Genomic DNA, 16,473 nt, shown 5'->3' on the forward strand with positions numbered 1-16,473 from the left:
ATATGTCCCATAGAATAGAACCAAAGGAAGAATATATTTCAATTAATGGATTATTAGAAATATTATTTGCCCCTGACAGTATTCCATAAAATACTATAAGTTAAATTGAACTCAGATTTTTTCTATTTCTCATCACCACTCCACGGATTGTATTACCTGCTACCTGGCAACTTCTAAACTACGTATACATAACCCAATCAATTCCTCAACAAATGCGTTCTTCTTTTTACTTAGTACTTGTACTGCTAACCGCTGGTTTACGCACAGCCTTAGCCCAAGCCCTCCCTTCGCCCAAAGAGCATTTTGGCTTTAACATCGGCGACGATTACCAACTGGCTACCTATACCCAAACCGAAGCCTATGTAAAAAAACTGGCGGCTGGTTCGGATCGGACAAAGTTGGTCGACATTGGCCTCACCGAAGAAGGCCGTCATCAGTTTATGCTCATCGTTTCGTCGCCCGAAAACCTTAAAAAGCTGGATCGCTACAAGGAGATTTCGACGAAAATGGCTCGTGCCGAGGGCATTTCCGATGAGCAAGCCCGTGCCTTAGCCAATGAGGGCAAAGCCGTTGTCTGGATCGATGGGGGTCTGCACGCTACGGAGGTAGTCGGTACACACCAGTTGATCGAAACCATCTGGCAACTGGTGAGCCGCAAAGACCCCGAAACACTGCGGATTCTGGACAATTGCATTATCCTGCTCACCCACGCCAATCCCGACGGGCAGGAACTGGTGACGAACTGGTACATGCGTGATCCCAAACCCGAAAAACGGTCGCTGGAAAACCTGCCCCGCCTGTACGAAAAATACGCCGGTCACGACAACAACCGGGATTTCTTCATGCTCAACCTGAAAGAAACCCAAAATATTGGCCGTCAGCTATTTATTGAGTGGCTTCCTCAGATCATGTACAATCACCACCAGCGCGGTCCGGCCGGATCGGTACTGGCAGGCCCACCCTACCGTGATCCATTCAACTACGTGTTCGATCCATTGATGGTGACGGGTATCGATGCCCTGGGCGCTGCGATGATCAACCGACTCAATACGGAAAACAAACCAGGGTATACGCGCCTGGGCGGTTCGGTTTTCTCGACCTGGTATAATGGCGGTTTGCGGACAACGACCCACTTCCACAACATGATTGGCCTGCTGACCGAAATCATCGGTGGCCCAACACCCGAAGATGTGCCCCTCGTACCGAGCCGACTGATTCCAAATGGCAACACCCCCCTGCCCGTTCGGCCACAGAAATGGCATTTCAAACAATCCATCGATTACTCGGTATCGCTGAACTATGCCGTACTGGATTACGCTACCCGCCACCGCGATGAGTTGCTGTTCAACATCTACCGGATGGGCAAAAACTCCATCGAGCGGGGGAATCAGGATACCTGGAGTTTATCGCCCAAGAAGATCGACGCCATCAATGCCGCTTTTCAGGCTGACCCCAAAAAGCCAGCCACGACATCGGCGAATCAATATGGTTTGATGCCACGCGGAGGGGGTATGCCGATGAAGTACTACGATACCATCATGACCAACCAGACGCTCCGTGATCCGCGTGGGTTTATCATTCCGGCCAACCAGCCTGATTTTTCAACCGCTGTTAAGTTCGTCAACGCCCTGATTCGGACGGGCATTCAGATTCAGCAGGCTACGGCCGACTTTACAGTGGCCGGTAAGAAATACCCTGCCGGTTCGTATGTAGTGAAGGCCGATCAGTCGTTCCGTCCACACCTGCTGGATATGTTTGAACCCCAGGATCACCCCAACGATTTCCAGTATCCTGGTGGCCCTCCGGTTCGCCCTTACGATGCCGCTGGCTGGACACCCGCTTACCTGATGAACGTAAAGTTCGACCGGATTCTGGATAGTTTCGATGGTCCTTTCAAAAAACTGCCTTATGGTGAATTGCAGTCGCCCGAAGGCCACGTTGCCGGAGGAGGCAGTGCAGGTTATTTGCTGAGTGCCAAAACGAACAATTCGTTCATTGCGGTCAACGACCTATTGGCGTCGGGTATCGATGTGTATCGCCTGCCCAATGGTACAGGTGGCAAACCTACCGTAGAGGCTGGTACGTTCTTCGTTCCTGCATCGGCAAAGGCGAAATCGATCATCGACAAATCGGCTAAAGAACTGAGCCTCGACGTAACGGGTGTGAGCAAAAAACCAACGGCTTCGATGATCAAAGTGTCGCCTATGCGGATTGCGCTCTGGGATACATATGGTGGCTCGATGCCCTCGGGCTGGATTCGCTGGATGATGGAACAGTACCACTTCCCAATGAAAGTGATCTACCCGCAGGACATTGATGCGGGCGATCTACGCAAGAAATTTGATGTGATCGTTTTCGTAACGCGGGCAATTCCAGCCCTTCGTGGTGGCGAAAATGACCCATTCAGTGGGTTCGAGCGTGAGCCGAAAGAAGAGAATACCCCGGCTGAATATCGTCCGTGGCTGGGTAAAATTACGGCGACTAAATCCATCCCTCAGCTCAAAGCGTTTCTGGAAGCAGGCGGCAACATCGTTACTATCGGATCAAGTACCAATCTGGCTTATCACCTCGGCCTCCCCGTCAAAAACGCCCTGACGGAAATGACAACCTCAGGTCAGGAACGGCCCCTTCCCGGTGAAAAATACTACATTCCCGGTAGTGTGCTGCAAGTAACGGTCGATTCTACCCAGCAGGCGACCTATGGCTTATCGACGCTGACCGATGTGTATTTCGATGCCAGTCCTGTTTTCAAGCTGGCTCCTGAAGCCATTGCCAAAGGGACGGTAACCCCTCTGGCCTGGTTTGCTACCAACAAGCCTTTACGCAGTGGCTGGGCGTGGGGTCAGGCGTATCTGCAGGACGGGGTAGCCGCTTTCATGGCTCCTGTGGGTGCTGGTAAACTCTACGCGTTCGGTCCTGAAATTACCTTCCGGGCACAGTCGCATGGCACCTTCAAACTACTGTTCAACCAACTGTACGGCTCTGGCAAAAGCGGCTCACAGAGCAGCGATGTCGTCAGTGAACATTAACCTCAAACTGTTCTAGTCAGTCAATAGAACGCGGATGGTTATGATCGTTATGATTTAGTGTAATCTATGCAAATCATAATAATCATAACCATCCGTGTTCTATTTAATACCTTATCTATGAATCGATTGATAAAAGTTGCTTTCATTTCCACCCTGTTGATGGGTGGCACCACCCATTATCTCTTTGCTCAGGAAGAAGCGGATGATGAAGAATCGAAGAAGGTGGTACCCATCGATAAGAAGTACGAAACCGAAGTCAGTACCCTCGCAAAGAAATCGGCCGTCCAATCAGCATTCAAACTGTTCACCGAGTGGGAACCGCAAACCAAAAAAACGCTGGTTACCCTGACCGAAATTCCATCGCCCCCTTTCAAGGAAACGGAACGAGCGAAAGCCTTTGCCGCTCTGATGAAAGAAGCGGGGGCCGATTCGGTATGGATCGATGAGGTCGGCAATGTGCTGGCCACCCGCAAAGGGCGGTCAGGCAAGAAAACGGTCGTCGTAGAAGCCCATCTGGACACCGTTTTTCCGGCTGGAACGGATGTGAAGGTGAAACAAAAAGGCGATACACTCTACGCACCCGGTGTAGGCGATGATACGCGGGGCCTCACCGCCGTCATAACTGTTTTAAAAGCCCTCAAACAGACGAATATCCAGACAGATGCCAATATTCTGTTTGTCGGAGCCGTTGGCGAAGAAGGTCTGGGCGATCTGCGGGGCGTAAAGCACCTGCTCCGACCTGGCGGTCCAAAAATCGACGCCTATATTGCCGTTGATGGTGACGGCTACACAAACATCACCCACCGGGGGTTAGGCTCACACCGCTACCGGATCACCTTCAAAGGACCAGGCGGCCATTCATACGGTGCTTTCGGAATTGTTAATCCACACGGTGCCTTGGGCAAAGCCATTTACCACTTCACCACCGAAGCCGACAAGTTCACCAAAGAAGGGGTAAAAACGACCTACAGCGTAAGCGTCATTGGCGGAGGAACTTCGGTGAATGCCATTCCGTATGAATCATGGATGGAAGTCGATATGCGTTCTGAAAGCCCGGAGAAACTGAAAGGTATCGATGCACTGCTCCAGGACGCTGTTCAACGAGCCCTCAAAGAAGAAAATGCCATGAAACGCCGGGGGCCTGATCTCACGGTCGATGTTAAGCTGGTTGGCGACCGTCCATCGGGTCGTACCGAACCAACCATGCCCATCGTACAACGGGCTATGGCTGCGTCAAAATACCTTCAGGGCGAGCCCAGGCTAAGTGCCAGTTCGACCAACGCCAACGGCCCATTTTCGAAAGGAATTCCAGCCATTACGATCGGCAGTGGGGGTACAGGTAATGGAGCACACTCGCTGAACGAGTGGTGGTTGAACGATAAGGGCGTATTAGGTCTGCAACGAATCTTACTGGTTTTGCTGGCCGAAGCGGGTATAGCGAATTAGGTATACGGTAATGTAATGGTAAATACTGAGCCTTCTCCCTCTTTAGAGTCTACTTCCAGTATCCCGCCATGCCCCTTCGTCACAATATCATAGCTCAATGACAGCCCCAACCCAGTTCCCTGCCCTGTGGGTTTGGTGGTAAAAAACGGTTGAAAGACTTTTGTGCGTATGGCTTCTGGGATACCCGTCCCATTGTCAGTCACTCGAATAATCGATGCGTTATCCATCTTCTGCGTCTTGATACAGACTGTCGGTTCATAATCCATTCCGACGGTCTGTTTTTGTTTCTGCTGAACGGCATAAAACGCGTTATTCAGGACATTCAATACCACTCGGCCGATATCCTGAGAAATCAGATTGATCTTTCTAATGTTCGAATCAAAATCGGTCTGGATCGTAACGTTGAACGATTGGTCTTTGGCACGTAAGCCATGATAACTGAGTCGGATGTATTCGTTGATCAGGACATTGATGTCAGTGGGTTCCTTACGACCACTACTGATCCGACTGTGCTGCAACATACCTTTCACAATGGAATCAGCCCGTTTGCCATGGTGGTTTATTTTGCCCAGGTTTTGCTTAATATCCTCCACAATGGCTTTTACTTCCTCATAATTGCCCATAGCCATTTCCTGGTTGAGTTCATCCAACATTTCTATGCTTACCTCCGAGAAGTTATTGACGAAGTTGAGCGGATTCTGAATTTCGTGGGCAATACCAGCTGTCAACTCCCCCAAACTGGCCATTTTTTCAGCCTGGATAAGTTGTTTTTGTGTAGATTTCAATTCGGTCAGCGCGTCTTCCGCTCGTTTTTTGGCTGTTTTCAAAGCAATCAGGTCAAGCTCCGCCTGAACAGCATGGGCTTCTGCTAGTTGCAGGTCATTGAAGCGCGTATAGGTAAGATTAAAAACGGCAGCAAACCGTTCGAGCAACGCCAAAGTCGATGCCGGTTGTTCGTCCGGAGCTGCTATACCAATTAACCCCTGGCCAAAATAGGCAATGTATTGTACCCGGCGTTTCTGTTGCAATCCCCCTTTAAACGGCACCCGAAGCACCTCACCCAGGTAATGCAGGTAGTCCTCCAGTTCTTTCCCCTGCATGTCGATGATTATGGATTTTTTCTGTTGCTGCCAACCTGCATACATTTTCTGTACGGAGCTGTTTCTCGACACCTTCAGCACAAACGATGTCTCCACTTTGCTGCCATCTTCGTTGGTTGCCCAGGCTTCCATATCGCCACTTTCGCCGTTTATAATGCCTATAAACAGCCGGTTAGGAGCAATGCCTAGGTCGATCAATTGCTTAAAAAGTACGGCAGCCGTTTCGGCCAGCTCCGTACTTTTTTGCATGGCCAGCGTGCGACTTCGTACCCGCTCCAAAGCCGCTTCAATCTGCGCTTCCCGCGCTTGGGCTTCGGCTTGTTTCAAATCATTGAAACGTGTATACGTAAGGTCGAAAACGTTAGCGAATCGTTCAAAAATGGGATGAAAAGCAGGGCAAGGCTCCTCCGTGATGAACAGCAAATACCCGCTTGAAAAAAAAGCTATGTTGTGTACCTGTCGTTCCGGCGTTTTGATGCCGGCTGCTTCTGATTTCCGAAAGGCTTCGTCCAGGAGGGGAAACGACCATAAAAATTGATAATGTTTCTTAAGTGCTTCGCCTGTCAGGTCATCTTCGAGAAAAGATTTTTTGGATGCCCAGGCTTCATAAATACGTTGGTGCTGTTCGTACGTATGGATAGGCTTTTCAAAAGGAGGGTTAATTTCCCCAGTTGGGTTACACATGAATGAGACCACATGCTGATGGTCTTTATCCCATATATTAAAGCCACTCGCATAGGTCAGCACGCCTAACTGTTTTATTTGCTCAAACAAGAGCACGGCCACTCCTCCAAATTCATCACTACTGTGCATAGCCATCGTTCGGGCCCGTACACGCTCCAATGCCGCTTCAATCGTTGCCTCTCTGGCCTGCGCTTCGGCTAAGGCAATATCCAGATACCGCCGATACGTCAATTGAAATACATTCCTGAACCGTTTTATCAAACCAATTTCCTGCTCACTCAGCGGGTTATACGTCGAAATACCCAGTGCAACCGGCCCCAAGGAATACCAGTAGTAGTTTAATGAAGAGGCTTCGGCAAGGTAGGTGTCGACAAACTGGTTCGTTGTTTTCTGATGCTCAAACCAGTCTTTCAGTTCATTTCCTGTCAGGCTGCGAAAAAAAAACTCCTCCGGACCACCCAGCATCTGCGTCACAAATGCCTTTGTCATGGGATGGAGTCGGTAATCGACTTCGGTAATTAACGTCTTGTCATGCTTCGTATAAAATTCGTAGTTTACATACGTTCCTTTATTTTCATAGATGATCGCTGTCTGCACATTCCGAATATCCTGTAGGTTCAGTAAGGCTAATTGCGCCGAAATGGTCCGGCATACTGTCAGCATATCCTCAGCCTTACTGATCGCCATAGCCACGGTTCTGACCCGCTCCAGAGCGGCCTCAATTTCCAGCTCCCGATTTTTAGCAACCAGATCGGCAGTTCGTTCGACCACCAGTTTTTCCAGCTCGTTGGCTTTTTGCTTCCATTCCTCAATGCCAAACGTATCGACATCACTTTGCACGTTTTCGGGCTTTGAAGCGTGCCAGTGTATTGCTTTCCATTGCCCGGCACTCCATGCGTAGGTAATCGTAAACCGCAACAATAAGGGCACCACCATATCGCCAACGGTCAGCGTCAACTGTAAATCATCTGCATAAGCAGCCGCCTTGCCATCGGCAAAAACCCGACGTAACACAGGTATATAAGAGTACGACAACTGCATACCAGCGGACTGTTCCTGTTGCCGGGCAATGAGTTCACGTAATCCATTGAGGGAGGTTATCTTTTCATCAATTGTAGTCCCGTAGCCCATGATGTCGGGTACGGCGACTTCATCGATCAATTCGGGAGACTCCACACCCAGCCCCATGGCGAGAAATCGCTGGTGGATTTCATTCAAACGTTCTTCCCGGTTCATGGTAATTTATTGGCCGAAATAGACATATGCTAACTGCTCCGTAAGTTATAAAAAACGAAGGATTTCGACCAACGTTTGTACCCCACGAAGCCGCCTGAATTTCAACACCTTAGGCTTAAGGACAACTACCGCTGGTTTGTTGTTCACATTAGCTACTATCGAACGGCAAACCTCAAACCGAAAGCTTATTTTCGCAACGACGATCCCCGTACCATAAGCTGGGTTTCCATAACTTTGGTTTCTTTCGGCACATTCTCATCAACCGCATCAAGCTCGCGGAGCAGCAGCCGCACGGTCTCGGTTCCCATCTCCTGAATAGGCTGGTTTACACTAGTTAAAGTCGGTGAAAACAGGGCCGATACAGGTTCGTTGTTGAAACTCACAATCGCCACATCGTCGGGAATGCGAATGCCCTTTTGGTTCATGGCATACATGGCCGAAAAAGCCATCCGGTCACTGATAATGACTACACCATCGGGAGGATGAGGAAGGCTCATCATGGCCAGTGTTTGCATGATCGCACTTTCGGTTGTGTAATCGCAGTGAAATACATACGTATCGCCAACCTGCAGATCATGCTTTTCCAGGGCAGCCTTATAACCTGCTATCCGCTGATTACTCAGAACCAGTTGCGTAGGTCCGGCCAGAAAGCCAATCCGACGGCACCCATTCTCGATCAGGTGTTCGGTTGCTTTGAAGGCCGCAGCATGATTATCGACAATCACTTTCGAGACATTGATACTTTCGGCATAACGATCAAACAATACCAGCGGAATGTTCTTCCGAACCAGCCGCTCTACATGCTCATAATTGTCGGTATCGCGGGATAGCGAAATAATAAACCCTTCGACCTGACTTCGCATCAGGTTCTGAATATTGGTGATTTCGCGCAGATACGATTCGTTGGTCTGACAGACCAGTACGCTATACCCCGCCTGCAAAGCCGCTTCTTCGATGCTGTTCAGCATGGCCGAGAAGTAATAATAGCTCAGGTTCGGGACAATCACGCCAATCGTTTTGGTTCGGCTTTTTGCCAGATTTTTGGCTAATTGATTGGGTTGATAATCCAACTCTTCGGCCAGTTTCAAGACCGCGTTTCGCGTGTCGGGATGGATTTCGGGCATACCACGCAACGCCCGCGAAACGGTCGAAATCGAGATATTCAGCGAACGGGCAATATCTTTTATCGTGACAGGGGTGTTTTTCATGCCGACCAGAAACCAATTACCAATTATAACTTTTAGAAGAAAGTCTTCCCAAGATACTTCAAACCGACTAAAATGCCAGTAAAACTCATGTGCAATTTAGTTTAAAAAAATTTAAACATTTCAAGTCAGTGTTATTTTATGCAAACGTTTGCGGTAGCGTTTGCGGAATCGATTGCATAAAACAAAGTGATTTCAGGCGCCAAAACGCCTTGACAAGTTGTACTAAGAAAGTATATTAGTATATAATACCCAGAAAAACAGCCATACGTATCCTTTATCAGGCTTGGAACTGATCTGGCCCCTTAAAGCCAGGAATTGTACTTTACCCTGAAAAGACATCAACTGTATTTTCGCCATATAGTTGCTGCGCTGGCGTAACCTGTTTGACACGGTATGACTTGTATACTCTTTTCCTGACATACGATTATGGCTAGGTTAGCCTTGGTTCCTACTGATGAAGTCCTACTTGCTCAACTCTGGCTACGGTTCAAAGCGGGCGATGGGCAGGCGTTTAATCAATTAATCCAGAAACGTTACCGGGTACTGTTTACCTATGCTACTCGTTTTACCCAAGACCGCGAATTAATCAAAGACTGCCTTCAGGAACTGTTTCTGGAGCTTTGGTATCGACGAACGAACCTGGTCGACACATCCTACGTGACCATTTACCTCATCAAAGCCCTGCGAAACAACCTGTTTCGGCTCCTTAAAAAAGAAACAGGCCGGGAAATGCTGCTCGATGACTGGGAGGCAACTGGCGCCTTTCTGACCGATGGCCGGACTCACGAAAATGATTTGATCATTGACGAATTCTGTTCGGAAAAGGAAGTCCGCCTGCGGCAGCTCATCGACCAGCTTCCAGCGCGGCAACAGGAGGTCATCTTCCTCAAATTTTACAAAGGTCTGTCGAACGAAACCATCGCCCAGATGATGGATGTGGAGCGCCAGACCGTCGCCAATTTTCTGTACCGAGCCCTGGGAACCATGAAATCAACCCTACGAACTCAGGCGTTTGCATAAATTATTGAGTGATTGAGCGATTGAATGGTTGAGTGAAGGAAGACGCACCACTCAACCATTCAATCATTCAATCATTCAATCATTCATTCACTCAACAACTCATTCGCTCAATCATCCACGTCGGATTTGTGTAAAACAACCTCTTATTTGTGCATTTATCTTCGCTGAATAAAATCCTATTTTTGCTCTCGATTAGTCAATATAATAGTCGGTAACTACCTGCAGCTTTTGACCGTTATTTCGCGGATTGGCTGCCGATAGCTACTTAGTCGGGAGCCTATGCAACGAATATCGCGCTTATCGTTTATCCATCCCTACCCCTTACTGCTGGCCAGCCTGATCGGTTTTTGCGCTGTCGGTTTCCTGCAAAGCTGTAGTCATGTCGACAAGCCCGTCGCTATTTTGCAGTTGGCCGATAAGCTTCCCGAAACCGTCGATTACAACCTGCATGTCAAACCCATTCTTTCCGACAAATGCTTTTTCTGCCACGGTCCCGACAAGAACAGCCAGAAAGCTGGCCTGGAACTGGCCACTCGTGAAGGCGCCCTGGCCGCGCTAAAAAAAGCGAAAGGCAAACACGCCATCGTTCCCGGCGATCTGGCGAATAGTGAAGTCTACCACCGAATCGTCACCACCGACGAGCAGGAGATGATGCCTCCCAAAGCTTCCAACCGGGTTTTGTCGGATTATGAAAAAGCGATTCTCGTAAAATGGATTGAACAGGGAGCCGAATACAAACCCCACTGGGCACTCATCAAACCTCAGCAATCGGAGCTACCAGGCGTGTCCAACACAGGCTGGGTCAAAAACCCAATCGATCAGTTCATCCTGCACAAACTGGACGAAAAAGGGCTAAAACCGTCGCCCGAGGCCGATCGGGAAACGTTGCTTCGCCGGGTAAGCCTCGACCTGACCGGACTGCCTCCTACCCTCAGCGAAATTGACGCATTCCTGGCCGACAACTCCCCCAATGCCTACGAAAAAGTAGTGGATCGGTTGCTGCAATCGCCCCACTATGGCGAGAAAATGGCCGTCGACTGGCTGGATCTGGCCCGCTATGCCGATACACATGGCTACACCGTCGACCGCTACCGACCCATGTGGCCCTGGCGCGACTGGGTTATTCAGGCATTCAATCGAAATCAGCCATTCAGCCAATTCCTTACCTGGCAACTGGCCGGAGATTTACTTCCCCGCCGTACCGGCGACCCGGCCACCCGCGAACAACGGCTGGCAACGGCCTTCAACCGGAACCATTCGCAGAACATGGAAGGAGGCATTATCAATGAAGAGTTTCGGGTCGAATACGTTGCCGACCGTACCAACACGCTGGGTACGGCCATGCTGGGTCTTACTGTAGAATGTGCCCGTTGCCACGACCATAAGTTCGATCCCATTTCGCAGAAAGATTATTACAGTCTTTTCGCCTTTTTCAACAATGTGGACGAAATCGGGCAAATCTCCTGGGACGATGCCATGCCCGTTCCGACCATGCTCCTCTCCGACAAAAAACAGGATAGCCTGCTGACCTTCATCGACACCCATATCAAAACCGATGAACAGGCACTAGCGAAAACCATATCCGCTGAACAACAGAACTTTACTCAGTGGAAAACCAATACCCATAACACCATCACCTTCGACCCAAAGAAGGGGTTACAGGCTCGGTTTACCTTCGACAAGCTAGTCAATGGCCAGTTTATCAGCGAGGTATCCCCTGCCGATAAAGGCACCGTTGTTGATCCGGTACTAACAAAAGGGAAGTTCGGGCAGGCGTTCCAATCCAATGGCGATGATATTTTGAGTTTAGGCCAGGTTGGTATCTTTCACCGGGCGCAACCCTTTTCCATCGGCGTCTGGGTCAACATCCCGAATGGGCTAAACAAAGGGGTGATTCTGCACAAAGGGCAGGGTGATATTCTCTATAATTTCCGGGGGTATTTCCTGAACATCCGCGATGGGAAAGCCGAACTTCGGATGGCGCATACCTGGCCGTATAACAGCCTCAATCGGGTGAGTCAGCAACCGCTTCCCAAACAAAAATGGATTCACCTGACCATGACCTACGACGGCTCCAGCAAAGCCAGCGGCTTAAAGCTGTACCTGGATGGTCGGGAAATGGCCATGACGACGGAACGGGACAATCTGTACAAAGACATTATTTTCTCCCGATCTCTGAGCAAAGATCAACCGGGCTTGCAGGTAGGTGCCGACATGCGGGGAACAGGTATCAAAAACGGATTGGTCGATGAGCTGGTCGTCTATAACCGGGAACTGACGGCTCCTGAAGTCACTTTACTGGCGCAATCGTCGGGAAGCACCGCGCCCTTATCGACTACGCTAGCTGACCCCAACGCGTTGCTGACATACTATCTGGCGAATGTATCGGTTCCGTATCAGCGCCAGCGTGCCGCCCTTCAACAGCTTCGTACCGATCGCAACTGCGAGGCCGAAGCGATTCCTGAATTGATGGTGATGGAGGAAATGAAGACCCCACGCCCGACCTACATCCTTAAACGGGGGGTGTACGATGCCCACGGCGAGCGCGTTCGACCCGATGTTCCGGCCAGTATTCTGCCCTTTCCGGCCAGCTTTCCGCGCAATCGGCTTGGGCTGGCTCAGTGGTTGCTGCACCCCGACAACCCCCTGACGGCCCGTGTGGTGGTCAATCGCTATTGGCAAACGTATTTTGGGACAGGTATTCAAAAATCGTCCAACAATTTTGGTAATCAGGGCGGGCTTCCCTCCCATCCCGAACTTCTCGACTGGCTGGCGATTCATTTCCGGGAGTCCAAATGGAATATGAAGGCCATGCAAAAGCTGATTGTCATGTCGGCCACCTACCGGCAGTCGTCACGCGCCACAAAGGAAAGCCTACATCAAGATCCGGAAAATAGCTGGTTGTCGCGAGGCCCCATGTCGCGTCTGACAGCCGAGATGGTCCGGGATAACGCCTTAGCCGCCAGCGGTCTGCTTTCCGGAAAAATTGGTGGCCCCAGCGTAAAACCCTACCAGCCCGAAGGTTTATGGGCGGTCAACAACACGACGTATGAGCAGGACAAAGGCGAAAATCTGTACCGACGGAGTTTATACACGTTCTGGCGTCGGACCAATCCGCCCCCGTCGATGAACACCTTCGATGCGCCTTCGCGTAGCTATTGCGTGGTACAGCGGCAGAAAACCAGTACACCCCTGCAAGCGCTGGTGTTGCTCAACGACCCACAGTTTGTCGAAGCCGCCAAAGTGATCTCCGAGCGATCACTGGCGCGTTACCCAACCCGTTCTGAGCAGCTTACCAATCTGTTCCGGCTATTGACGAGCCGTAAACCGATCCCGAAAGAAATGGCGATCCTGACCCGGTTGTATGAACAGGAATACCAGAAATTCAGGACCAATCCAGCCAAAATGAACGGCTGGCTACAGGCTGGTGACTATAAACTGCCAACCGGAATCGATAAACCCGCTCTGGCGGCCGGAGCTGTTGTGGCCAGTACGGTTATGAATTCAGAAGCATTTATTACCAAACATTAATGACATTGTCATGGATGGTCATGAATGACTACGAATGACAAACAATGACCCCGACAGGACCATGAAGGACAAAATCACACAAAGTCTGGCCGATACTTTTAACCGACGGTCGTTTCTGACTAAGGCTACGGTTGGCCTGGGTTCGCTGGCATTAGGGTCTTTACTACCCGGAAATCTGTTTTCGACCCCATCGCCAACGTCGGCAACTCCGCTTGTTCCGCACCGGGCACCCAAAGCCAAACGAATTGTGTATCTGTGTCAAAGCGGTGGCCCATCCCAGCTCGAACTGTTCGATTACAAACCCTTTCTGGAAAAGATGCACGGCAAAGATCTGCCCGAATCCGTCCGAAAAGGACAGCGGCTGACGAGTATGAGCGCCCAGCAGGCTTCATTACCGCTGGTTCGTTCGCCCTATGCCTTTGCCCAGCACGGCCAAAGTGGAGCCTGGATAAGTGAGTTGATGCCTCACACCAGCCGGGTAGCCGACGACCTGTGTTTCGTCAAGTCGATGTTTACCGAGCAGATCAACCACGACCCGGCACTGACATTCTTCCAGACGGGCAATCAACTGGCGGGCCGGCCCAGTATCGGGTCATGGATCAGTTATGGACTGGGGTCAGCGAATGAAAACCTGCCCGCGTTCATCGTGCTGGTATCGAAAAACGCCCCTCAGGACCAACCCCTGTATGCCCGACTCTGGGGAAATGGCTTTTTGCCGTCCAAACACCAGGGCGTACAATTCCGATCCGGTGCCGACCCCGTGCTGTATCTGAACAATCCGTCGGGTTATACCACCGCCGACCGACGCTATATGCTCGACGCGCTCAAAGACCTGAATCAGGTTCAGGAAGAGCTGTATGGCGACCCGGAAGTAGCCAACCACATTGCCCAGTACGAAATGGCGTTCCGAATGCAAACATCTGTTCCCGAAGTAAACGACCTGTCTGACGAGCCCGACTGGGTGTTCGATCTGTACGGCCCTGAAGCCCGGAATCCGGGAACGTTTGCCGCTAACTGCCTCATGGCCCGTCGGTTGCTGGAACGCGATGTCAAGTTTGTGCAACTGTATCACCAGGGCTGGGATCAACACGGAGACTTGCCCAAAGGCATTAGCCGTCAGTGTCAGGCAACCGACCAGCCTTCAGCCGCATTGGTTCAGGATTTGAAACAACGGGGGCTGCTCGATGATACCATCGTCATTTGGGGTGGTGAATTTGGTCGCACCAACTACTCACAGGGGAAACTGACGAAAGATAATTACGGTCGCGATCACCATCCCCGCTGTTTTACGATCTGGATGGCGGGCGGTGGTGTAAAGCCGGGAATCACCTATGGCGAAACCGATGAATTCGGCTACAACGTTGCCCACAACCCCGTGCATGTGCATGATTTTCAAGCCACATTGCTCTATCTGATGGGTATCGACCACGAAAAGCTAACGTATGAATTTCAGGGCCGACGCTTCCGGCTGACGGATGTGGAAGGTAAAGTCGTAAAAGGAATTTTAGCCTAATCAATCAGTAACCTTACCCGTATTTTGACCAATGAATCAGCCCCAAACCCGCCGAACCTTTCTTAAACAGTCAACAGCCGCTGTGGCCAGTTCGCTGGCCGTTAACCTCATTGGCTACGCCCGAAATCCTGAACAGGATGTGATTGGTCATGGTGCCTATCGGTATCGGGTCAATAAAGAATGGGGTATACTCGACCCAGCCAAAACGCCCGTGTTCAACTGTCATGAGATGGTCAAAGACGCGAAAGGTCGGCTGATTATGATCAACGACGAGGTTAAAAACAACATCCTGGTCTACGACAAATCGGGTAAGTTGCTCGATTCGTGGGGCACCCGCTACCCCGGCGGACATGGGCTGACACTGGCCAGTGAAGGGGGCGACGATTTTCTGTTCATTACGGACTGTGGTTATTTTTTCGGCCGCGACAATAAATGGCACGCCCAATCGGGCGGCATTTTCAAAACCACCCTGGATGGCAGCCTGATTTTCAGCATCGGCCATCCATCCACCATTGGCGTTTATAAGCCCGACCAGAAATTCATGCCGACCGAAGTAGCCGTAGCCCCCAACGGTGATTTTTATGTGGCCGATGGGTATGGCTCCGACTACATCATCCAGTACAATCATCAGGGACAGTACATCCGGCATTTTGGAGGCCATAACAATGCCAACCCCGATCATAACCTCAACAATGCTCACGGTGTAGCGGTCGATCTGCGACAACCCAACAGCCCTAAACTCATCTGTACCTCGCGGGAAGACAATGCCTTCAAATTCTTCACCCTCGACGGAAACTACCTCGAAACGGTTCAACTGCCGGGGGCTTATGTTTGTCGGCCCGTAATCAATGGCGAGAACATTTACGCGGGCGTATGCTGGTCGAAATCGCGGGAAACGGGCAAACGGTTCGATAATTCTGGTTTTGTAACGATTCTGGACAAGAACAACCGGGTAATCTCCAATCCGGGCGGCACACAGCCCGAATACAAAAACGGAGTGCTCCAGCAACTCTTTCAGGACGGCAACACGTTCTACCACGGCCACGACGTATGTGTTGACGAAGACCATAATCTATACGTCTGTCAATGGAATGCCAATCGTACGTATCCGATCAAACTGGAGCGGGTGTAGCGGTCGAAATTTGAGCAAAAACAGGAATCGGCTTGAGGTAGGTCATGTCCTGAATGGGTAGGTTAGTTGACCTTTGACTCAATCAAAACAAATCCATTCATGAAGCACAGAGAGCCTGTTTCGAACATTATGACCCGTACGGTATTCACCGTCAACCTTAGCGATGATCTTCACCAGGTTATCGACCTCATCAATCACCATAAAATCAGACATGTGCCTGTCGTCGATGCCCATGAAATAGTCGGTATGATCAGCAAAACGGACGTCAACCGACTGACTTTCAGCTCGCTGTTTGAAGGGCAGGAAGATGCCGACGAGGCTGTTTTACAGATACTCACCATTGAGCAGGTCATGACCCATAAACCCCGGACCATTCCGGTCAGCTTCACCATCCGGGAAGTAGCCGAAGTGTTTGCCGAAGAGGAGTTCCACGCCCTGCCGGTTGTCGACGAAGAGAACAAACTGGTTGGTATCGTTACCACCACCGATGTAATCAATTACTTACTCGATCAATATTAATCCAATCGGTTCCTGTGGTTGCGGTGTCGGTTCCTGTGAACCGACACCGCAACCA

At 50.4% G+C, this 16,473-nt stretch carries 9 protein-coding genes; 7 read left to right on the forward strand and 2 right to left on the reverse strand.

The window, feature by feature from the left end:
• Positions 1-212 precede the first annotated feature (212 nt).
• Both B153_RS0122050 and B153_RS0122055 read left to right on the forward strand, forming a co-directional pair.
• Positions 213-3,029, forward strand: coding sequence for a M14 family metallopeptidase (locus tag B153_RS0122050; RefSeq protein ID WP_020598919.1), 2,817 nt, complete (start codon positions 213-215; stop codon positions 3,027-3,029).
• 117 nt (positions 3,030-3,146) lie between these two features.
• Positions 3,147-4,475, forward strand: coding sequence for a M20/M25/M40 family metallo-hydrolase (locus tag B153_RS0122055; RefSeq protein ID WP_020598920.1), 1,329 nt, complete (start codon positions 3,147-3,149; stop codon positions 4,473-4,475).
• Here the strand turns inward: B153_RS0122055 and B153_RS38045 are convergent.
• On the reverse strand, positions 4,472-7,495 hold the full coding sequence (locus tag B153_RS38045) for an ATP-binding protein (protein WP_020598921.1): 3,024 nt from the start codon (positions 7,493-7,495) through the stop codon (positions 4,472-4,474). The genes B153_RS0122055 and B153_RS38045 overlap by 4 nt on opposite strands.
• 185 nt (positions 7,496-7,680) lie before the next feature.
• Positions 7,681-8,703: a LacI family DNA-binding transcriptional regulator gene (locus B153_RS0122065; RefSeq protein ID WP_020598922.1), complete on the reverse strand. Its 1,023-nt coding sequence runs from the start codon at positions 8,701-8,703 to the stop codon at positions 7,681-7,683.
• A 426-nt stretch (positions 8,704-9,129) separates the two neighbouring features.
• On the opposite strand from B153_RS0122065, the gene B153_RS0122075 reads away from it, so the two are divergent.
• The 5 genes from B153_RS0122075 (at position 9,130) to B153_RS0122095 (ending at position 16,418) form a co-directional block, all read left to right on the forward strand.
• Positions 9,130-9,723, forward strand: coding sequence for an RNA polymerase sigma factor (locus tag B153_RS0122075; RefSeq protein ID WP_020598924.1), 594 nt, complete (start codon positions 9,130-9,132; stop codon positions 9,721-9,723).
• A gap of 279 nt (positions 9,724-10,002) precedes the next feature.
• On the forward strand, positions 10,003-13,254 hold the full coding sequence (locus tag B153_RS0122080) for a DUF1553 domain-containing protein (RefSeq protein ID WP_020598925.1): 3,252 nt from the start codon (positions 10,003-10,005) through the stop codon (positions 13,252-13,254).
• Between the two features lie 61 nt (positions 13,255-13,315).
• A complete protein-coding gene (locus tag B153_RS0122085) occupies positions 13,316-14,767 on the forward strand; it encodes a DUF1501 domain-containing protein (RefSeq protein ID WP_020598926.1) in 1,452 nt (483 codons plus the stop codon).
• Between the two features lie 31 nt (positions 14,768-14,798).
• Complete coding sequence (locus B153_RS0122090; RefSeq protein WP_020598927.1) at positions 14,799-15,899, forward strand: NHL repeat-containing protein; 1,101 nt, start codon at positions 14,799-14,801, stop codon at positions 15,897-15,899.
• 99 nt (positions 15,900-15,998) lie between these two features.
• On the forward strand, positions 15,999-16,418 hold the full coding sequence (locus B153_RS0122095) for a CBS domain-containing protein (RefSeq protein ID WP_026262360.1): 420 nt from the start codon (positions 15,999-16,001) through the stop codon (positions 16,416-16,418).
• Positions 16,419-16,473 lie beyond the last annotated feature (55 nt).

The sequence above is a fragment of the Spirosoma panaciterrae DSM 21099 genome, assembly GCF_000374025.1.
In the GTDB taxonomy this organism is placed as follows: Bacteria; Bacteroidota; Bacteroidia; order Cytophagales; family Spirosomataceae; genus Spirosoma; species Spirosoma panaciterrae.